Source organism: Winogradskyella sp. PC D3.3, assembly GCF_054366245.1.
This window is the reverse complement of record NZ_CM135962.1, coordinates 1819242-1839785: the sequence shown is the minus strand read 5'-3', so window position 1 is coordinate 1839785 and position 20544 is coordinate 1819242. Positions and strand designations below refer to the sequence as shown.

At 33.4% G+C, this 20544-nt stretch carries 16 protein-coding genes and 1 tRNA gene; 10 read left to right on the top strand and 7 right to left on the bottom strand.

The window, feature by feature from the left end:
• Positions 1-4 precede the first annotated feature (4 nt).
• The 4 genes from ACXGSQ_RS07875 to ACXGSQ_RS07860 form a co-directional block, all read right to left on the bottom strand.
• Positions 5-1183 (bottom strand): AIR synthase related protein, encoded by a 1179-nt coding sequence (locus ACXGSQ_RS07875; RefSeq protein ID WP_458629064.1) that lies wholly within the window; start codon positions 1181-1183, stop codon positions 5-7.
• Between the two features lie 45 nt (positions 1184-1228).
• Positions 1229-1909, bottom strand: a complete 681-nt coding sequence (locus tag ACXGSQ_RS07870) for a Curli production assembly/transport component CsgG (RefSeq protein ID WP_458629063.1) — start codon at positions 1907-1909, stop codon at positions 1229-1231.
• A gap of 177 nt (positions 1910-2086) precedes the next feature.
• A complete protein-coding gene (locus tag ACXGSQ_RS07865; protein WP_458629062.1) occupies positions 2087-2230 on the bottom strand; it encodes a hypothetical protein in 144 nt (47 codons plus the stop codon).
• A gap of 226 nt (positions 2231-2456) precedes the next feature.
• Complete coding sequence (locus tag ACXGSQ_RS07860) at positions 2457-4643, bottom strand: glutamine synthetase III family protein (RefSeq protein ID WP_458629061.1); 2187 nt, start codon at positions 4641-4643, stop codon at positions 2457-2459.
• A gap of 175 nt (positions 4644-4818) precedes the next feature.
• Here ACXGSQ_RS07860 and ACXGSQ_RS07855 point away from each other — a divergent pair, with 175 nt between their 5' ends.
• The 3 genes from ACXGSQ_RS07855 (at position 4819) to ACXGSQ_RS07845 (ending at position 11141) form a co-directional block, all read left to right on the top strand.
• Positions 4819-5838, top strand: a complete 1020-nt coding sequence (locus ACXGSQ_RS07855) for a glutamine synthetase beta-grasp domain-containing protein (protein WP_458629060.1) — start codon at positions 4819-4821, stop codon at positions 5836-5838.
• 325 nt (positions 5839-6163) lie between these two features.
• Positions 6164-8008, top strand: coding sequence for a T9SS type A sorting domain-containing protein (locus ACXGSQ_RS07850; protein WP_458629059.1), 1845 nt, complete (start codon positions 6164-6166; stop codon positions 8006-8008).
• A gap of 904 nt (positions 8009-8912) precedes the next feature.
• Complete coding sequence (locus tag ACXGSQ_RS07845) at positions 8913-11141, top strand: T9SS type A sorting domain-containing protein (protein WP_458629058.1); 2229 nt, start codon at positions 8913-8915, stop codon at positions 11139-11141.
• Positions 11142-11207: 66 nt separating this feature from the next.
• On the opposite strand, the gene ACXGSQ_RS07840 is transcribed toward ACXGSQ_RS07845, so the two are convergent.
• Positions 11208-12158, bottom strand: coding sequence for a calcium/sodium antiporter (locus ACXGSQ_RS07840; RefSeq protein WP_458629057.1), 951 nt, complete (start codon positions 12156-12158; stop codon positions 11208-11210).
• Between the two features lie 168 nt (positions 12159-12326).
• On the opposite strand from ACXGSQ_RS07840, the gene ACXGSQ_RS07835 reads away from it, so the two are divergent.
• The gene (locus ACXGSQ_RS07835) at positions 12327-12686 is read left to right on the top strand and encodes a BlaI/MecI/CopY family transcriptional regulator (RefSeq protein WP_458629056.1); all 360 of its coding nucleotides are present in this window, start codon (positions 12327-12329) and stop codon (positions 12684-12686) included.
• Positions 12687-12688: 2 nt separating this feature from the next.
• Positions 12689-14923, top strand: coding sequence for a M56 family metallopeptidase (locus ACXGSQ_RS07830; protein ID WP_458629055.1), 2235 nt, complete (start codon positions 12689-12691; stop codon positions 14921-14923).
• A 75-nt stretch (positions 14924-14998) separates the two neighbouring features.
• Here ACXGSQ_RS07830 and ACXGSQ_RS07825 read toward each other — a convergent pair whose 3' ends face one another.
• The gene (locus ACXGSQ_RS07825; RefSeq protein WP_458629054.1) at positions 14999-16960 is read right to left on the bottom strand and encodes an endonuclease; all 1962 of its coding nucleotides are present in this window, start codon (positions 16958-16960) and stop codon (positions 14999-15001) included.
• Between the two features lie 567 nt (positions 16961-17527).
• On the opposite strand from ACXGSQ_RS07825, the gene ACXGSQ_RS07820 reads away from it, so the two are divergent.
• Positions 17528-17680, top strand: a complete 153-nt coding sequence (locus ACXGSQ_RS07820) for an SsrA-binding protein (RefSeq protein WP_458629053.1) — start codon at positions 17528-17530, stop codon at positions 17678-17680.
• 160 nt (positions 17681-17840) lie between these two features.
• Here ACXGSQ_RS07820 and ACXGSQ_RS07815 read toward each other — a convergent pair.
• A tRNA-Arg gene (locus tag ACXGSQ_RS07815) sits at positions 17841-17914 on the bottom strand.
• A 118-nt stretch (positions 17915-18032) separates the two neighbouring features.
• Here ACXGSQ_RS07815 and ACXGSQ_RS07810 point away from each other — a divergent pair.
• The 4 genes from ACXGSQ_RS07810 to ACXGSQ_RS07795 are packed head-to-tail and all read left to right on the top strand — an operon-like array spanning position 18033 to position 20507.
• The gene (locus tag ACXGSQ_RS07810) at positions 18033-18668 is read left to right on the top strand and encodes a Crp/Fnr family transcriptional regulator (protein WP_458629052.1); all 636 of its coding nucleotides are present in this window, start codon (positions 18033-18035) and stop codon (positions 18666-18668) included.
• 57 nt (positions 18669-18725) lie between these two features.
• Entirely contained in the window at positions 18726-19283 is a 558-nt protein-coding gene (locus ACXGSQ_RS07805; protein WP_458629051.1) for a YeeE/YedE family protein, read from the top strand.
• A gap of 2 nt (positions 19284-19285) precedes the next feature.
• Entirely contained in the window at positions 19286-19702 is a 417-nt protein-coding gene (locus ACXGSQ_RS07800; protein WP_458629050.1) for a DUF6691 family protein, read from the top strand.
• A 1-nt stretch (position 19703) separates the two neighbouring features.
• A complete protein-coding gene (locus ACXGSQ_RS07795) occupies positions 19704-20507 on the top strand; it encodes a sulfite exporter TauE/SafE family protein (protein WP_458629049.1) in 804 nt (267 codons plus the stop codon).
• Positions 20508-20544: the final 37 nt, after the last annotated feature.

Below are 20544 nucleotides of genomic sequence, written 5' to 3'. Positions count from 1 at the left end.
AAATTTAATACGTAAATGTACCGTATTCGCTAGTAATAGTAAGTTGTTTTTTATCTGAAGCTTCTACTCTACCAATAATCTTAGCATTGACATTAAACGATTTTGAAATCGCTATAATAGCATCCGCAACCTCTGGTTTTACATACAGCTCCATTCTATGACCACAGTTAAATACTTGATACATTTCTTTCCAATCTGTCTTAGATTGTTCTTGAATGAGTTTAAATAACGGTGGAACCTTAAACATATTATCTTTTACAATATGAAGATTATCTATAAAATGAAGGATTTTGGTTTGTGCACCTCCGCTACAATGCACCATTCCGTGAATAGCTTCACTAGAATATGTATTTAAAATTGCTTTTATAATTGGTGCATACGTTCGTGTTGGTGATAGCACCAATTTACCGGCATCTATTGGTGAATTTTCAACAGCATCCGTTAATTTTGTTTGTCCAGAATACACTAAATCTTCCGGAACTGTAGCATCGAAGCTTTCAGGGTATTTTTCAGCTAAATATTTAGAAAACACATCATGTCTTGCTGAAGTTAAGCCATTGCTTCCCATACCACCATTATATTCGGTTTCGTAAGACGCTTGTCCAAAAGACTCTAACCCTACAATAACATCACCTTCAGAAATATTAGCATTATCAATAACATCAGATCGTTTTATACGTGCTGTAACTGTAGAGTCGACAATAATAGTTCTTACCAAATCTCCTACATCTGCAGTTTCACCACCTGTAGAATGAATGGTTACACCAAATGATTTCAAATCTTCAATTAATTCTTCTGTTCCGTTAATTATTGCAGAAATCACCTCTCCAGGAATCAAATTCTTGTTTCTCCCAATAGTTGAAGACAACATGATATTATCGGTTGCACCCACACATAGTAAATCGTCAACATTCATAATTAACGCATCTTGCGCAATACCTTTCCATACTGAAATATCACCTGTTTCTTTCCAATACATATAAGCTAATGAGGACTTTGTACCTGCTCCATCTGCATGCATAATTAAACAGTAGTCCGTATCATTAGCTAAATAATCTGGAACTATTTTACAGAAGGCTTTAGGAAACAACCCTTTATCGATATTCTTTATCGCATTATGCACATCTTCTTTTGAAGCAGAAACACCTCTTTGCGCATATCTTTTACTCACCGAATTACTCATAGCACTATTAAATTAGTATTGGTGATGCAAAAGTAAGGATTGCGTTTAATTATAAGGAATGATTAAGTTGGAATTAATAACAGTTTTCATTTTTTTTCTAAGCATCTCTTTTTTCTTATTGCCACCGAAGTACATATTAAGACCTAAACCTACTCTAACGAATGTATCATTTGATTCACCATCCATAAAACCATCAAGATGATCGTCAGTGAACATATAGTTGTATTCCCCAAACACTTTGAAACCTAAACCTTCTGCAAGGAGAAATTCAATACCAAAACCTCCTTGTGCCTTTGTTGCAGTTGTAACAAAATAATTGGAAGCGTTGTAACCTCCGCCTGCATATAGAAATGGAGTAACATTAGTAAATGGACTCAAAACATATTCTACATTAAAATCAAAAGACATAAATCCTTCGTTGTAGACATTTTTCACGGCTAAATTATACTTATTGTACGAGAAATTTACATTTAAATGACTTGTAATATGATGCCTGTAACCTACCCTAAAATAAAGTTCAAATTCTGAATCTGGATAATCACCATTAATGATTGCGGAACCAGCGGCTATATCAATGGCATGAGATCCTCTTTTTTCAAAAAATGAAAATCGATTGGCAATAGACTTATCTTTTTTATTATCCGTTTCTTCTTGAGAAAATAAGGTATTAAAGAATAATACCGATATTACAATACTCAATAAAACACTATTGGATTTGGAATTCATATTCCTTTTAATAAATACATCGATTCAACGTCAAGTTAGAAGTTGTACAATATAGAAAAATATTTATCAAATTGCAGATTATCAAAAAGGAATCTCTAAGGCAAAAAAAGATAAAACCGATTAATCGGTTTTATCTTATAATCTAAAAGGTAAATATTACCTTATATTTTTTTTATCTTAATTTTTAAGATTCGATGGTAGATTTACTTGAACACTTACAACATCATCATTACTCACATTATTCAATTCACCTGAATTGTCTTGAGAAAGAATTAGAGTTGCTCCAACAAGAATTGCTACACTAAGTAGTAACTTTTTCATTTTTACAAATATTGATTAATAGCCCTACAAAAGTACGAAATAACCGTATTGCTAAAATGATTATTCTCAATTATTTACCTTCACCTCTCCACCTTTTCGACAACTAGTTTAATGTCATCGACAAACTGCACAAAACGCAAATTTGCCGCCGTGAGTTGTACGTATATATACGTATTTCATCGTACGGCATTATCTGCTAAAACGCTTTCAAGAAGCATTAAATTGGTTATTTCGTGAATAAAAGCTCTCTATATTTGGTTAATGGCCATAACTCATCATCAATCATCAATTCTAATTTATCACAATGGTATCTAATTTCGTCAAACAAAGGCTTCACCTTATTAGAGTAGCCATCTGCTTTCTTTTCTAAACTCGTTTGCTTATTGCTCTCTTTTCGCATATCTGTCATTTTAGTAACTGTATCATTAATCGCTTCTATATGCCCCGAAATTTGCTCTATAAGAACCAATTGTGCTTTTGCAAAATCTTTAAATCGCTCTCCATAAATAGTCTTTAGCCCAGTAACATTTTCAATTAAAATATTTTGATACCTTACAGCCGTTGGTACAATATGATTTCTAGCAATATCACCAATAACTCTACTTTCTATTTGTAAGTGAAGAATATAATCCTCCATTTCAATTTCGTAGCGCGCCTCTGACTCTACTTTATTCATAACCCCTAAGCTATCAAAAAGCGCTATGGTTGGCTTGGCCTTTTTAATTTTTAAAGCTTGAGGTGTTGTTTTATTATTACTTAAGCCGCGTTTTTTAGCTTCTTTTTCCCATGCTTCGCTATAACCGTTACCTTCGAAAAGAATGGCTTTTGATGTTTTAATATACTCTCTTAAAACATTAAAAATAGCATCATCCTTTTTCATTGCTTTTTTATCGATTAACTCATCGACTTCAATTTTAAAGTCCATTAATTGTTTAGCAACAATGGTACTTAGAACAGTCATTGGATTAGCACAATTAGCTGTAGAGCCAACTGCTCTAAACTCGAACTTATTACCCGTAAAAGCAAATGATGATGTTCTATTTCTATCCGTGTTATCCAATATAACCTCTGGTATTTTACCTACTACATTGAGTTTTAAATCTGTTTTTTCTTTAGGAGATAATTTCCCTTTAGTCACTGTTTCTAACTCGCTAAGCACTTTAGTCAATTGATCGCCAATAAAAATGGATATAATCGCAGGTGGTGCTTCGTTTGCCCCTAAACGATGATCATTACTTGCCGAAGCAATTGCTGCTCGTAGTATTTCCTCATGAGTTTGTACGGCTTTAATGGTATTAATAAAGAAGGTTAAAAACTGAAGGTTACTCATCGGAGTTTTACCAGGAGATAATAAGTTTACTCCTGTATTAGTACTTAAACTCCAGTTATTATGCTTCCCTGACCCATTTACACCAGCAAATGGTTTTTCGTGTAGAAGCACTGTAAAATTATGACGCTTAGCTATTTTATGCATAATATCCATCAACAATGAATTATGGTCAACTGCCAAATTCGCCTCTTCAAATATAGGAGCCAATTCAAACTGGTTTGGAGCAACCTCATTATGTCTTGTTTTAACAGGAATTCCCAATAACATACATTGATGTTCTAAATCGCGCATATAAGCCATTGCCCTAGCCGGAATAGTCCCAAAATAATGATCATCTAATTGCTGTCCTTTAGCAGGCGAATGCCCAAAAAGCGTTCTTCCTGTTAATAAAATATCGGGTCTCGATTTTGCTAAGCCAGCATCGATTAAAAAGTATTCTTGCTCCCATCCTAAAGAAGTGCTGACTCGTTTTACATTCTTGTCGAAATATTTACAAACCGCTACAGCAGCATTATCTACAACCTGTAAAGCCCTTAAAAGCGGAGTTTTAAAATCTAAGGCTTCACCTGTATAGGACACAAATACCGTAGGGATACACAATGTTTTATCATAGATAAAAGCTGGAGACGTAGGATCCCATGCCGTATACCCTCTTGCTTCAAATGTATTTCTTATACCGCCATTAGGAAAACTTGATGCATCAGGCTCTTGCTGCACTAATTGGTCGCCACCAAATTTTTCAATCGCTAGTCCATCTCCAATAGTTTCAAAAAAGGCATCATGTTTTTCTGCTGTTGCTCCTGTTAAAGGTTGAAACCAATGCGTATAATGCGTTGCTCCTTTTGAAATGGCCCATTCTTTCATTCCTGTTGAAATATGGTCCGCAACAAGTCGGTTTATCTTTGTGCCTTTTTCAATAGCTTCTAAAACACTATTTAACGCTGTTTTGGTTAAATATTGACGCATAGCGACCTCGTTAAACACATTAGAGCCAAAAATTTCGGAACGACGCTTTTCTTCTTTAATCTTTACTGGCTTCCTTTTTAATGATGCTTTTACAGCATGAAATCTAAGTGTTGACATATTATTATTTTTTAAGGTCAAAAATACAAAATATTTAAAATAACGCCAATTACCCATTAAAAAATAGGGTATCAACAATAATTAACCTCATTTAACCTAAAACACCCCTGTTTTTTTTGATGGGTTAAAAAAAAAGTAATATTTGTAATGTAATTAAACATTAAATCACAGCACAATGAGTAAATCTAAATTAGAGTATATATGGCTTGATGGCTACAAGCCTACTCAAAACATGAGAAGCAAAACTAAAATTGAGGAAAATTTTAGTGGTAAATTAGAAGACTGCCCAATTTGGTCTTTTGATGGCTCTTCTACAAGACAAGCCTCTGGTGGAGCTTCAGATTGTTTATTAAAACCTGTTGCCATCTATCCAGATCCTGCTAGAAAGAATGGATACTTAGTAATGACTGAAGTTTTAAATGCCGATGGAACTCCTCATATCTCTAATGGTAGAGCTACGATTGATGATGATGACAATGATTTCTGGTTTGGTTTTGAACAAGAGTACTTTATTATGGATACACAAACACAATTACCTTTAGGTTTTCCTATTGGTGGTTATCCTGCCCCACAAGGAATGTATTATTGTTCGGTTGGTGGAAAACACACACATGGTAGAGATTTAGTAGAAGAACATGCCGATCTTTGTATTGCTGCTGGTTTAAACTTTGAAGGCATTAACCAAGAGGTTGCTTCTGGCCAATGGGAATATCAATTATTTGCTAAAGGAGCTAAAATAGCTGGTGATGAAATTTGGGTTTCAAGATACCTTTTAGATCGTTTAACAGAACAATATGGTTACTATATAGAATATCATCCTAAACCATTAGGAAAAGATATGGACTGGAATGGTTCTGGTATGCACGCTAACTTCTCTAATACAGTTTTAAGAACTTGTGGTAGCAAAGAGACTTACGAAAAAATATGTGAAGCTTTTAGACCTGTTGTAAAAGAGCATATCGCAGTTTACGGTGAGTTTAATGACCAACGTTTAACAGGTGAACATGAAACGGCTTCTATTCACGATTTTAGCTATGGTATCTCAGATAGAGGGGCTTCAATTCGTATTCCAATTATCACAGTAGAACAAGGCTGGAAGGGCTGGTTAGAAGACCGAAGACCTGCATCTAACGGAGACCCTTACAAAATTGCTGGTAGAATTATAAAAACAGTAAAAAGTGCTAATATTTCTTAATTAGTTACATTATATAAATTTAAAAGTCGTCTAGATACTATTTTCTAGACGACTTTTTTACTCCTTAATATACCAACTAAAATTTAAAAGACCTAGAATTTTCTGGTTCTATTTCTACAGATTAAAAAACAATCACTTTCTCATATCAATCTATTTCACAGATAAAAGCACTGCAGTTTAGGAGTAATTCCTTACAACGATAAAATTTGTTTTTTAAAGAAAATAGAAGCCTTTTATCGATTTTTAATGGCCGTCTTCGCTTTTTTTAGACGGCTCATAAATACCTTCATAATATTGCCTTGTTATTAACCAAATGCATATACTTATGAAAAACTTTACTAAGCACCTACTACCTATTATATGTAGCGTTGCAACTTTTATGACAACCAACTTAAACGCTTTTCAAAACAATACCCAAGATAACTGTACTGCTGTAGAGGTTATTTCTGCTACTCAAGGCTTACAGACTAACGGTTCACCCGTTGCAGCCAATCGTTCTGATGTAAATTCGGCTTTATACACACCAGACAAAGCGAATTTAAACGGTGGTTTTTATTCTTTAGGTATCAATGGTAGCATTACCCTAAAATTAGGTGGTGCCGTATTTAACCAAGCCGGAACTGATATCATGATTTACGAAACATCATTTTCGGGAGATACTTGTGGCAACTCTGATGATGAAACCGCATTAATTGAATTATCTCAATATGGTGACACATGGATTGAATATGGAACCATTTGTCGTGATGGTGCTATCGATATAGAAAGCACTGGTTTAGATTTCGTATCTCAAATTAGAATTACAGATACGACAACTATGGCCAATGGAGACGGTTATGATTTAGACGGTATTGAAGCCGTATTTGGATGTGAAGACATACCAACACAAGTTTGTTACGCTTCAGCTGCAATTAGCTATAACCCTGGTTTAGATAGTTCAGGACAACCCTTATCAATTTTAGAAAGAATGAACACAAACAACGCTTTGGGTGAACCAGAAATGGACGACACTATTAATTTTTTATCACTAGGATATGGTGGTGAAGTTACTATCATTTTTGATGGAGCTGTTCTTAACAATGAAGGTGCAGATATTGCTATAGCTGAAACGACATTTAATAATGCAACATACGCTAACTATCCAGAATCTGCTAACGTTTACGTTTCACAAAACGGTATTGATTTTTACTTTATAGGATCTGTTGTAACAGGAGGATCTAATGATCTTGACATAAGTAACGCCCCTATCAACCTAACATATATTACAGACGTTAAAATTGTAGATACAACCCCTGAAGGCTCTGTTTCTAACGACGGATTTGATTTAGACGGCGTTGTTGCATTAACAGGATGTAATGATCCATTACTACCTAACCCTGCTGAATGTTATGCCACAAACTTCATTAAGTATTATGGCGGAACAACAATAAGTGGTGGTGATATTGACCCTATTAGAACTGAAACTCCTGAAAACGTTCTTGGAGAACCAGAAACAACTGATGAATACGTATTTACATCGCTTGGTTATGGAGGAGAAATCACCTTAACTTTTAATGGAGCTGTATACAACCAAGAAGGTGATGATTTACTTTTTGTAGAGACTAGTTTCAATAGCACAGATTGTGAAACAAGTGGTGAATATGCTGATATCTACGTTTCTGCGGATAACATTAATTATCATTTTGCTGGAACTGTATGTAATTCTGACAATATGATAGATATATCAGATGCTGGTGATTTTGATTTTATATACTATGTTGCTGTAGTTAACAACAATGAATTATCAAGAACTAATGATGGTTATGACTTAGACGGTGTTGTTGCCTTAGCTAATTGTGAAGATTTTGATCTTGACGCTTATCTTAATGGAAAAGATGACTTATTAGGCGTAAACACACCAAACGCTAATGCGATAGGTTTTAAAACATACCCTAATCCAACAAACGGTGTTTCACATATTGAATTCACACCAAAAACCTCTGGAAATGTACTTATTGAAGTTTATGACATCAATGGTCGTAACGTAGGTATTGTATTCAATAAAGAAGTTCATTCTGGTAAAGTTTACAACGCTGATTTTAACGGTAATAACTTAGTTTCTGGTTTATATATTTATAAAATCACTACAGGAAATAGTAGCATAACGAAGAAGTTTGTTATTTCAAAATAGAAGAATTGATAATTCTATTTACTAAATAAAAAAGTCGCCTGAAATTAATTTTCAGGCGACTTTCTTTTTGAGAATAACTCTACTATTAATACTTCTTGAAATATATTTTAAAATACACCCTCAATAGATAACTAGAAAAAGATCGTTATTTTAAAGTGAGAACGATTGAAGCACCAAATCAATTGATTTCATGTATTCTTCCTATTCACAACGTTTTGGAATCATTATAAATGAAATTAAAATAGTAGTAAAACCCATCATCCAAAAGATATCGACAACTAGTATTTCTGGAGTATTGGGATTTATAACAATAGACTTTATCATAACCGTAAGACCTAAACATGAAGCAATATCAAAGCTATTAAAACCAGCAAGAGTACCCCGTCTTAGCTATTACATAAGTCGCTAACTCTAGCATGCTAGTACCAAATTCCATTACCATTACCATTACCATTACCATTACAGATATAGCATAATCACAAACTCTTATACTGTGGCAATTGCTTAGCCCCATCAACAAACCAAAGTAACCTAAAGTACAAACCTACGGCTTCAATTAACAACCACATTACAATTTTCACATTAGAAACTACAGCTAAGGCATCATCAATTTCATCTAAATTAGTTTTGTAGCTTTTCTAGAACTTCTAATTAAAAAGGCAACTAATAAAATTATTAATAACTCGTTTTTTTTTTGCTCATTATTTAACAGAAAAAATAGCTTAATTAAATCTACTTTCCGCTTCACATATATAAGATAATTCCTATATACTCTTATTTTAAAGCACCTATAATCGAATAAATAACAAATGTTCGTGTTTTTCTAAATAAACACAATACCTTGAAGTTTACTATTTCAGATTTCAACCCTAAAAAACTAATTATATCTTAGCCAAATCTTATAATGAAAAAATTCCACCTACCTGTTGTTATGGTTTATCTACTCCTGTTAAATGGATGGAACAGTACTAGTCAAAATATCGCAGCCTACTCAGGCACATCTACACCAACTTCTAACTCCATAGATTACATTAGCACCACACCGCTATCATTTGGACCTGGTGTATCCTCTGCTACAGGAGTCGTGTTTATAGGCAGAGACTGGACTAATAGTTCAAGTATTGACACTAATGATTACATAGAGTGGTCTATTACCGCTGATCCTGAGTTTACTGTTAATATCTCTAGTTTAGAAATTAATTATGACAGAAGTGCAAGCGTATTAGGCCTCATAGGAGCTGGTCCAAAAAAAGTGACATTAAAAAGTAGTTTAGATGGCTATACGACTGATTTATTTACGGATACAAGTGTAAGTTCTAGTAGCGAAATAAACACCATAAGCACCAATTTAACTTCTGCTGTAGGTGGTACTATAACCTTTAGACTTTATGGATATGACGCTAAAGATCTGCTTGCATGGTTAGGGCTTCCAACAGGCACCTTTAATATAGAAAACAACCTAGGTACTGTACTGGGTACTACTGACACAGGTATTATCATAAAAGGCAGTGTCGTTTATGACGGCCTAGCATACTCATCTGGTTCTTGGACACCTGAGGCTCCTTCATCAACAACTGGAGCCGTAAACGCTTTAGTGATCGATGGTACTTATACAGAAACAGGTAACGTAGAGATAAATAATCTAAAGATTGAAGATGGAGCAACTACTGAAATTGCAAAAACAGGATCAGTTACGGTTAATGGTGACTTAACCACTTCAGATGATTTAATTTTAGAATCGGATTCCGAGAATTATTCTAGTCTAATTGTTGAAGGTTCAGTTACGGGAACTGCTAAATACAAAAGACATGTTAATTCAAATGCAGGACTTCGTGGAAACGACTTAATATCAGCACCTCTAACTGGCGAAACATTTGGAAGTTTCACTTCAAACAACTCTAATATTGTTCAAAATCCATCAGACGTATCACAAAAATTATTTGGGCCTTTTAACAAAGCTACCGGTATTTACGATTTTTATGATACTGATATCTCTGCAGAGTCAAACATAACCTTAGATCCTGCGATTGGCTATAGAGCAGCAAGTACAGACAATGATACGTTTACATTTACAGGTGCCATTGAAACAAGTACAAAAACTATAGCTATTTATAACTCAGGAGCTCAATTTGCTGATTGGAACCTTATTGGTAACCCATACCCTTCATACATAAAATTATCAACTTTCATTACCGAAAACAATTCACAATTTAACACACCAAATGCTGGAATTTATGGCTATGACGGAGATGCCTCTGACGGTTGGGAAATTTGGAACAAAGCATACTCTGACACTCATCCAAATGCCATGTTAACACCTGGTCAAGGGTTTTTGGTTTCTTCTAAATCTGATGGAGGAACCATCACTTTTACACCAAGTATGCGTACCATTGGTAACACAGATGATTTCATCGCAAACCGTTCTTCTACAACGGCAAATAATGGATACTTAACACTATTACTATCTTCAATTTCAGATAAAAACTATAGCACAACATTATATTTTAACCCTAATGCTAGCTTAAGCATGGACAAAGGTTACGATGCAACTTTTTACAATAATAGCGCACCAGATTTCGCCATCTATTCACGTTTAGTTGAAAACAGTCTTGGAGAAGATTTAGCAGTTCAAGCTGTTAGTTTTAACGATTTAAACGACGTAGAAATACCTATAGGTATTAATGCTTCACAAAGTGAGCAAATTACGGTGAGTATCTCTGAAAATGTCACTCCAGAAGACACTGATGTGTTTTTAAAAGACAACCTAACTAACATCATTACAGATTTAAAAGCAGGTGATTATACTATTTCCCCAAGCACAGATTTAAATGGTGTAGGGCGTTTTTCTATTATTTTTTCTCGTCAGGAACAGCTTTCTATTTCCGAAAACAACCTTAACGATCTAAAAGTTTATACCGACAAGAACACGATATTTATAATAGTAGATGGCCAATTCTCTTTTCAAACTAAATTATTGGTTTATGACATTCAGGGGCGGATTGTAAAGACAAAGGAATTAGACACTAAAAACACAAAACACACCATAGAGACCCAAAGCCTTAGTTCTGGTGCATATATTGTTCAATTACAAAACTCAAATAAAAAAAGATCAGTTAAAATAATTTTGAATTAAATTTAATCAATTCAAAATACCAAAGAACACCATAAAAAGAGTGTACCTATTACAGGGTACACTTTTTTATTTAAGCGCTGTAAAAATGAAGAATATATAAGCTCCAAATAACAAAAACCCTTTAATTCTTCCAATTTCAAAACGTTTTGGAATGATTATAAATGGAATTAAAATGGCCGCAAAACCAATCATCCAAAAGATATTGGTTGATAGTATTTCTGGAGTATTAGGATTTACAACTATAGGCTTTATCATAGCCGTAAGACCTAAAACTGAAGCAATATTAAAGATATTAGAACCTATAAGATTACCTAAAGAGATTGCTTTTTCTTTCTTCAAAGCAGCTATTACTGAAGCCGCTAACTCAGGTACACTAGTACCAATTGCAATTACAGTTACCGATATAGCATAATCACTAATTCCTATTGATTTGGCCAATTGTTTTGCGCCATCGACTAACCACAGCGATCCAAAATACAATCCTGCAGCACCAATAAGCAACCACATTATTATTTTAAAATTAGAAACAACCGCTAAGGCATCATCAACATCATCTAAATTAGCTTTTGTAGATTTTCTAGAGCTTCTAATTAAAACAATTAAAAAGACAACTAATGAAATCATCAATAACAAGCCTTCAACAAAGGTTAAGACTCCATCATTCTTCAAAAAATAATACAGCACAAATGACAACAACATCATCATTGGCCAATTTAATTTATAAAACTCCCGATCTACGGCTAATGGGGAAATAATAGCTGTTATTCCTAGAACCAAACCAATATTTGCAATATTAGAACCTATGACATTTCCTAAAGCAATATCAGAAACTCCTTCTAAGGCCGCTTGTAAACTTACTAGTAATTCTGGCGCAGAGGTTGCAAAAGACACCACTGTCATACCAATAACCAATTTAGATATTTTAAGTTTAAACGACAAACCAACAGAAGCTCTCACTAAAAAATCACCACCAACCACTAACAATGCCAAACCAGCAATCACTAAAAACACACTCATCTACTATCGTTTATTTAATTACTTACCTCTATTAAAAACGCGAAGATAATATTTCATTTTCACACCTACTAAAACTATATTTTTCGTTATACAACTACTTTAATAGTTGTATAACTATAAAAATAGTTATATATTCGACATCACTATTCACCTCAAGACATAACACCTATGCAAAAACTAACAAATAAAGAAGAAGAAATAATGCACATTTTGTGGAAGCTAGAAAAAGCTTTTGTTAAAGACGTGCTAGCAGAAATAACACAAGACAAACCCCATTATAATACCTTATCTACCATTATAAGAAACTTAGAAGAAAAAGGCTACGTCAGCTATAATGCCTACGGTAAAACCCATCAATACTACCCAATAGTAAGTAAAGAAGCTTATAAAGCTAAGTTTATGAATACCGCTATTGAAAATTACTTTAATAATTCTTATAAAAACGTAGTGTCCTTTTTTGCAAAAGAAGAAAAAATAAGCATTGATGAGCTAAAAGAGATTATTGCATTAATTGAAAATAACAAATAATTATGGAATATCTTTTAAAAGCCTCAGCCGTAATTGCACTCATATACTTCTGTTTTTATCTCTTTTTGAAGAAGGAAACGTTTTTTGAACACAACAGATGGTTTCTTTTAACCGGATTACTCCTTGCCTTAATTTTTCCATTAATTGTAATCCCTGTTTATATTACTGTAGAACCTACAACAACTCAGGTATCGTCTTTTATAGCATCTACACCTTCAAGTTTTGTTAGCACAACACCCGAAGCCCCATTTGATTGGCTTAAACTTATTCCCCTATTATATATTACGGGATTAATAGCATTTGCCATTCAATTTATTTTTCAGTTTAGCTCATTAGTTTTACTTCTACTAAAACATCCAAAGCACAAGGCACAACGTTTCACTTATGTTATTGTAGATCATAAGATTTCACCTTTTTCATTTTTTAAATGGATTGTTTATAATCCGAAATCTTATAAAACAGAAGAACTCGACCTCATTCTTACACACGAAAAAGTACATGCTAATCAATGGCATTCCATCGATATTTTACTGACTCAACTAGCTTGTACGCTCTTTTGGTTTAATCCATTGATTTGGCTTTACCGACAAGAAATCCGTCAAAACTTAGAATACATCGCCGATTCTAAAACACAATTATTATCAAATTCGGAAAAACAATATCAACATTTACTACTAAAAACAAGCGTCGCTAATCACGCTACCTTACTAACAAACACTTTTTACAATTCATCAATCAAAAAACGAATCCTTATGTTAAACAAATCGAGATCAAACAAAAAAAATCAATTGAAGTACCTGTTAATTCTTCCACTTTTAGCCTTTTTATTAATGAGCATGAACACGGAAACAATTTATGTAGAAACTCAAAACAATAGCAATACCACTGATTTTATTAACAGCATCACAACCGAAAGTATCAAAATTAAGTTCACAAAAAACATGACTGATGAACGCTTAAGTGAAATAAAAACATGGCTAAAATCGAAGAACGTCACCATGACCACAAAACATGTAAAGCGAAACAGAAACAGCGAAATTTCGAATTTAAATATTGATTTTAAAACAAAAAATGGCACTACGAATTACCATGTTAAAGACCAAGATGGTATCGCCCCTTTTGAATTTAAAATGGATGATGATGGGAATTTTAGAGTTGAAAGCATTCAACCTAATGATCATAAAAGGAAAACATTTATAATCGAAGAATTACGTGATAGTTTAGACCTTACAGTTAAAGACAGTATCTATTTTAATACTCAAACTCCTAAATACAAGACAAACCTTAATCAATTAAGTTTTAATAAAGACACGATTTATTTATCAATGGATTCTTTAGAGATTAAGAGCCAAATCAACACAAAATCTGATTTTTATTATGAAGATGGATCTAAACCTAAAATTATAAGTCAAGAAGTCATCATTCATAATCCAACCAATACGGCAATTTATAACTTACGTTATGATTCGCAGAATCCAAAACCATTAATTATTGTAAATGGCACACCTGCTTCTACTGAATATTTAAAAACCATCAATGCTAATACGATTGAAAGCATGACCGTTTTAAAAGGTGAAGATGCTCTTGATGCATATGGTAAAAAAGGGCAGAATGGTGTCATTATTCTTAGAACAAAATCAAATAACACTGTAAAAGGAAGTTATAAAAATGCTGATATGGACACCCAATTTCCAAATGAGGACAACTTATTATATATTCTCGATGGTAAAGACATATCTAAATCAGATTTATTAAAAGTATATTCAAAAGAAACGGTTTCAAGTTTAACAGTTTTAAAAGGAAAAGAGGCCAAAGAAAAATATGGTAAAAAAGGAGCCAATGGAGTTGTTGAAGTGATTTCTAAAAACAGCAACAAATTTACTCAGAGTAAAACCATTAAAAAAGATAACCCATGGAAAGTCGTTGGCAAACCAAAAATAAATAGCTTGACTTATATTGACGATGAAGATGCTTCAAAAAATGGATCCATTGCTTATATTTCAAAATCTACACCAGCTCAAATTTTAGATTCTCACGTAAATGAACTTAAAAGAATTGGAATCACGGTTAAGTATTCCAAATTAAAACGAAACAAAAAAGGTGAAATTACAAGTATAAAAATTAGCCTCGAAGATAAAAACGGATATAAAAGTAGTGCGACCTGGAAAGCAACTGATGGTATTCCGAATATAGAATTTGGAAAATCAGAAGGTTCTTTAATAGCGAGAACTCAATAGAAAAGCCATAAATATGAAAAAAGCCAAACTATTTAAATGCAGTTTGGCTTTTTTTTATTGAAGTAATATTATACGTTAATCAACAATAATTTTCTTAATTACCGAACGATTTTCGCTTGTTAATTTTAAGAGATACATGCCAGACGTAACATCTAAATCTATATAATCTGTAACAGACTGCGATTGCTTTAGACGTTTTCCGTCCACAGAGTAGACTTCAACTTTTGCATCAGCATTTAACCCAGAAATATAAACGCGTCCTGTTGTTGGATTAGGAAATATATTCACTTTTAACTGCGTCGTTTCATTTACACTTAGAGGTTGCGCCCATACTTCTCCAATCATATTTCCCCAAATATATTCTATCATATCTGGCTGATCTATAAATGGGTTTCTATTCTTCTGCCAGTTATAAATTACGTTATTTCTATTCATTTCAAAATCATCTGGAGGATCATTTCTATGCCAATCTAACAAGGTGGCCAAATCTCCAAATTCACCAACAATCCCTTCAGGAAAACCATTTACTATTTCTAAACCATTGTAACGAACAGCCATATAAAATACGCTTCTTGCCACATCACCTTTAAATTTCCCTAAGGTACCATCTGGTCCATTATACTCACCATAAAATTGATTATTTCGAGAACTATTCTCAGGGCCATCTACAGCTCTTAAAGCATGCACATCAGAATTTCCATGACGTAAAGAATCGGCTTTTGTAGTCCAATAAACATCAATACCATCGGCAATTTCATCTTCCTCAATATTATAAAAACCACCACGAGACCTAGGAAATGTATGCTCTCTATTCCATTTTCCGGTACTTAAAGAATTGGTTTGCACATCTAATTTAGCACGCCCTTCTTCTAAATACACTAACCATACTTGGTTACTATTTTCAGGGTTTTGGTCCGCCTCTTTTAAAATATCAATAACATCGGCATATGAGTGTGCTCTAACAATATTTGGATTTGCTATAATATCTTGCAAAGCTTGTCTTAATTGCACATCAGCCAAACCATCTAAACTATTATAATAACCATTAGGTTGCGTACTCTCCACAATTCCGTATGTAGGATCGATTGGTGTTCCCCAAGCAGCAACAGTAAAATCATTATCAACTACTCTAATTTCAATAGCACCATTAGATGCGACATTAGGCTCAACTAAATCTAAAAATCGAATTTTTAAAACCTCATCCCCTTCATCATCAGCATCATCTATTAACGTAATGGTTGTACTTGTTGTATTTTGACCCGATGGAATTGTAAGATTTGTATTTCCTGTAAAATCCGAGGTATTGAATCCATAATTATCTAAACTTATATTGAAGTTTAAATCCGACGTCATATTCGCTTCTGCCGTAAACGTAATATCAAAAACATCTCCTTCATTAAGTTGCGTCTCCAAAACAGAAATAGCAATAGGCACAATGGCAATACCAGAGCCATCATTTTCGCGTCTTGGAGTTGGAGTAGCTGCAGCAAAAGTCACATTCCCCATAGTGTCAACATAACGTTGAATTGATTTTGGGTTAGCGTTAGTACCATTATCATTGTACTGCATCGTTTGCCCTAACAAAGCAAGTAAACCAACATCATCAGCGTCGTTAGTATCATAAACCATGGCATCGATTAGATTGGTCTGAGTAGCGACAGTACCTTCAGGAAAATCATCTACAGACGCCAAATAGATACCAACAGCATCTGCCCCATTTTGAATAACGTTCTCTGACATTAATGCTTGAGGGAAAGGCGAAACATTCGAACTTCCTACAACCAACAAGCCATTGTTATCTGTTATAAGCCCGTCTAAATCATAGACAAAGTAACTGCTATCACCTCCACTTTCCGATCCATTAAAAAACACCAAAATATAACCATCAGTAGAAAAGTTGGGAGTTTGCGATTTTAATTCAATAAATTCTTTTGTATCAATACTTGGACTATCAGCTTCCAATTCATTTATAACTAAAACCTGAGACCAGCTCAATCCCGAAAGTAAGAGTAATACAACAATCGTAATTCTTTTCATTTCTAATTTTTTATACAAAGATAACTTTATTATTAAGTCATAGGTTATGTCAAAATTAAATACAAAAAACACCTTAGATAAAACATGAACTTTATCATACGATGTCATCTCTTCAAAGATGAAAAACTAAAATTTTAATGTTTTAATCATAAAATCCCTCTACAATTCCTAAAACCACCTTAAAACAGCCCTATAAAACCATCAATCCGAAACCACAAACATATAAAACAATTACAATTTAAAACTTAATTATAGACAAGTCACAGAATACTAAAACACATATCATATTTTTAGTTATAAATTAGAATTCAAATTCACGAATTTATTAATAAACGCTTGGAGGATTATTGGTTAAGATTATATATTGAAAACTCAATCAAACAAACGAAGTATTTTACTAACCTCTAAAACCGAAACATTATGATGACATTAGCAAAATTGATTATTGAACTTATTTTAGTTGTAATCTAAATTAAAAACAAAAAAAAACTACCAACCAAGACAAGTAGAACTTAGTTCTAGAATAAGTTTTACTATTTTTGTTAAAGATTTATTATTCAACATACAATGAAAATCAAAATCTTTAAAATTCTGGCTAAAATTAATAAAGCCATACTTCCTTCATATTCTAAAAGACAGCTCGACCTGAGCCAAGCAAGTAAGTTTCAGCTTGCCATTATAGGTTGGCGTGTTTATGTGACTAAAAATGCATTAGTCTAAAAAAAATTAAATTTCAAGTAATACCACTACCATTTTAAAAAGAAGATATACTGCTATTCGCAAAAAAAATGGCGACTAACTAGCAATAAATGTTCGAATAATTCTGAAAATAAAAAAAACCAACACTTTCAAAATCGCTTGAAAGCATTGGTTTTAGTAGTGACCTCGACTGGATTCAAACCAGTAACCTCTTGAGCCGTAATCAAGTGCGCTATTCAGTTGCGCCACGAGGCCATTATTTTCACTTTACTTAAACACAAAGATGTTTTTTTAAGTGGGTGCAAATATAATACATTTATTAAATCATTGCCAAATTATTTATTTCAAATTTTTAAATTACTATTTTTGAACTATGATTTCTAAAGAACTACTTCAGCCTTTTCATTACTTATTCGACGAAGAAATAATCGATAGCATTGCTAATGTTGCCTTTCTTAAAACGTTTCAAAAAGCAGATATCATTATTGATATTGGTCAGGATTTAAACTTTATCCCGTTGCTTATCAAAGGAAACATTAAAGTTTTAAGAGAAGATAACGATGGTGACGAACTACTATTGTATGTTCTAGAATCTGGAGATACTTGTGCGATGTCGCTAACGTGCTGTATGGTAAAATCGGTAAGTAAAATTCGTGCTATTGCAGATGAGGATGCCACTGTAATAATGATTCCTATAGAATACATGAAATTATGGTTTAACTCAAACGAAAGCTGGAGAAATTTTATCTTACAAAGTTATCAAATTCGTTTTGACGAAATGCTAGAAACCATTGACACACTCGCCTTTATGAAAATGGATGAGCGCTTATTCAAATATCTTATAGACCAAGTTAAACTAACGGCTTCTACTAGCTTAGAAGTTACTCATCAAGAAATTGCTGAAGACCTAAATACCTCTAGAGTTGTAATTTCGAGATTATTAAAACAACTCGAAAGAGAGAAAAAAATCGAACTTGGAAGAAACAAGATCATTGTTTTAGATTTTTAGTCACATTTATTACATTACCTAAATAACAGAACTTTATTTTTGTCTTAAATTAATGCTATGGAATATATTTTACAACCTTGGCCTTGGTATGTTTCAGGTCCATGTATTGCAATCGTTATGTTTCTTCTACTCTATTTTGGAAGAACCTTTGGCATGTCTTCTAACCTCAGAACGTTATGCGCTATTGGTGGAGCAGGAAAGCGTTCGGAATTTTTCAATTATGATTGGAAAAGCCAAAAGTGGAACTTAATTGTTGTTCTAGGAGCAATTGTTGGAGGGTTTATTGCTCACTTCTTATTATCAAACCCAATAGACATGGATCTAAGCGAAGCTACTATAAAAGACTTGAGTACACTTGGATTTAATGATGCAGGTCAAAATTTATTACCTCCAGAATTATTTAGCTGGGATGCTGTTCTTAGCCTTAAAGGACTATCGATACTTATCATAGGCGGATTTCTTGTTGGTTTCGGCACACGTTACGCCGGTGGCTGTACATCTGGCCATGCCATAACAGGATTAAGTAGTTTACAGCTACCGTCGTTAATCGCCGTGATTGGTTTCTTCATTGGAGGCTTAATTATGATTCATCTTATTTTTCCAATACTCTTTTAACTATGGGTAAGTATATAAAATTTTTCGTTGTAGGTATTTTCTTTGGAATTGTTTTAGTAAAATCTGAAGCCGTTTCATGGTATCGTATTTTTGAAATGTTTAAATTTCAATCCTTCCATATGTACGGCATTATTGGAACTGCAGTAGCTACAGGTATACTTTTGTTATTAATTTCTAAAAGTAGTAAGATTAAAACAACGGAAGGTACAACCTTAAGAGTTCCGTTAAAGGATCGCGGTTTTACACGTTATATTCTTGGTGGAATAATTTTTGGTTTGGGTTGGGCATTATCAGGAGCATGCCCAGGACCTATGTATATCCTAATTGGTACTGGCGCATTCTCTATTTTAATTGTTATTGCTGCTGCTTTATTAGGCACTTTCGCTTATGGATTACTAAAAGACAAATTACCACATTGATATGGAATTAATTGAAATACTAGGTTATGTTGGCGCCTTAATTGTTGGATTAGTTTTAGGACTAATTGGAGGAGGTGGCTCTATCTTAACAGTCCCTATTTTAGTTTATCTTTTAGGCTTTAGTCCTATAGTGGCTACGGGTTATTCACTTTTTGTTGTTGGTAGTACGGCTTTAATTGGCACGTTTCGAAACATCAAAAAAAAGACCATCGATTTTAAAACGGCCATCATATTTGCAATTCCTTCAATAATTACCATATTTATGGTGCGAAGCTTAGTCATACCTAACTTACCAAAGGTTTTATTTTCTATTGGTAATTTTTCTTTTACCAATTCACTATTTATCATGTTACTATTTGCTATTATTATGCTTTTAGCAGGTTGGTCAATGATAAAATCTAAAACCATTAATACTGATCAAGTCATTAAAGAATTTGACAATACCCATTATTTTGCCATTGGTACACAAGCCATAGGTATTGGAGCCCTAGCCGGCTTAGTTGGAGCTGGAGGTGGTTTTCTTATCGTTCCTGCCTTGGTTTTATTAGTCAAACTGCCTATAAAAAAAGCCATTAGCACCTCATTATTTATAATTGCGATACAGTCACTTATTGGCTTTTTAGGCGATTTAAAAACATTATCTATAGATTGGAAATTTCTAATCACATTTACTGCCATCTCAATTGTTGGAATTTTTATAGGCCTAGCACTAGCTAAGAAAATTAGTGCAAAAGGATTAAAACGAGGATTTGGTTATTTTACCATATTTATGGCTATCTATATTATATTCAAGGAGCTCTTATAACACTTTGTGATAATTATCACATTTCAAAAAATGAAGT

Excerpts from the sequence above, each read along its gene's own strand:
- ACXGSQ_RS07845 (WP_458629058.1), top strand. The coding sequence starts at position 8,913 with ATGAAAAAATTCCACCTACCTGTTGTTATGGTTTATCTACTCCTGTTA.
- ACXGSQ_RS07855 (WP_458629060.1), top strand. The coding sequence starts at position 4,819 with ATGAGTAAATCTAAATTAGAGTATATATGGCTTGATGGCTACAAGCCT.
- ACXGSQ_RS07870 (WP_458629063.1), bottom strand. The coding sequence starts at position 1,909 with ATGAATTCCAAATCCAATAGTGTTTTATTGAGTATTGTAATATCGGTA.
- ACXGSQ_RS07850 (WP_458629059.1), top strand. The coding sequence starts at position 6,164 with ATGAAAAACTTTACTAAGCACCTACTACCTATTATATGTAGCGTTGCA.
- ACXGSQ_RS07825 (WP_458629054.1), bottom strand. The coding sequence starts at position 16,960 with ATGAAAAGAATTACGATTGTTGTATTACTCTTACTTTCGGGATTGAGC.
- ACXGSQ_RS07795 (WP_458629049.1), top strand. The coding sequence starts at position 19,704 with ATGGAATTAATTGAAATACTAGGTTATGTTGGCGCCTTAATTGTTGGA.
- ACXGSQ_RS07875 (WP_458629064.1), bottom strand. The coding sequence starts at position 1,183 with ATGAGTAATTCGGTGAGTAAAAGATATGCGCAAAGAGGTGTTTCTGCT.
- ACXGSQ_RS07865 (WP_458629062.1), bottom strand. The coding sequence starts at position 2,230 with ATGAAAAAGTTACTACTTAGTGTAGCAATTCTTGTTGGAGCAACTCTA.
- ACXGSQ_RS07840 (WP_458629057.1), bottom strand. The coding sequence starts at position 12,158 with ATGAGTGTGTTTTTAGTGATTGCTGGTTTGGCATTGTTAGTGGTTGGT.
- ACXGSQ_RS07800 (WP_458629050.1), top strand. The coding sequence starts at position 19,286 with ATGGGTAAGTATATAAAATTTTTCGTTGTAGGTATTTTCTTTGGAATT.
- ACXGSQ_RS07830 (WP_458629055.1), top strand. The coding sequence starts at position 12,689 with ATGGAATATCTTTTAAAAGCCTCAGCCGTAATTGCACTCATATACTTC.
- ACXGSQ_RS07810 (WP_458629052.1), top strand. The coding sequence starts at position 18,033 with ATGATTTCTAAAGAACTACTTCAGCCTTTTCATTACTTATTCGACGAA.
- ACXGSQ_RS07860 (WP_458629061.1), bottom strand. The coding sequence starts at position 4,643 with ATGTCAACACTTAGATTTCATGCTGTAAAAGCATCATTAAAAAGGAAG.
- ACXGSQ_RS07820 (WP_458629053.1), top strand. The coding sequence starts at position 17,528 with ATGAAAATCAAAATCTTTAAAATTCTGGCTAAAATTAATAAAGCCATA.
- ACXGSQ_RS07805 (WP_458629051.1), top strand. The coding sequence starts at position 18,726 with ATGGAATATATTTTACAACCTTGGCCTTGGTATGTTTCAGGTCCATGT.
- ACXGSQ_RS07835 (WP_458629056.1), top strand. The coding sequence starts at position 12,327 with ATGCAAAAACTAACAAATAAAGAAGAAGAAATAATGCACATTTTGTGG.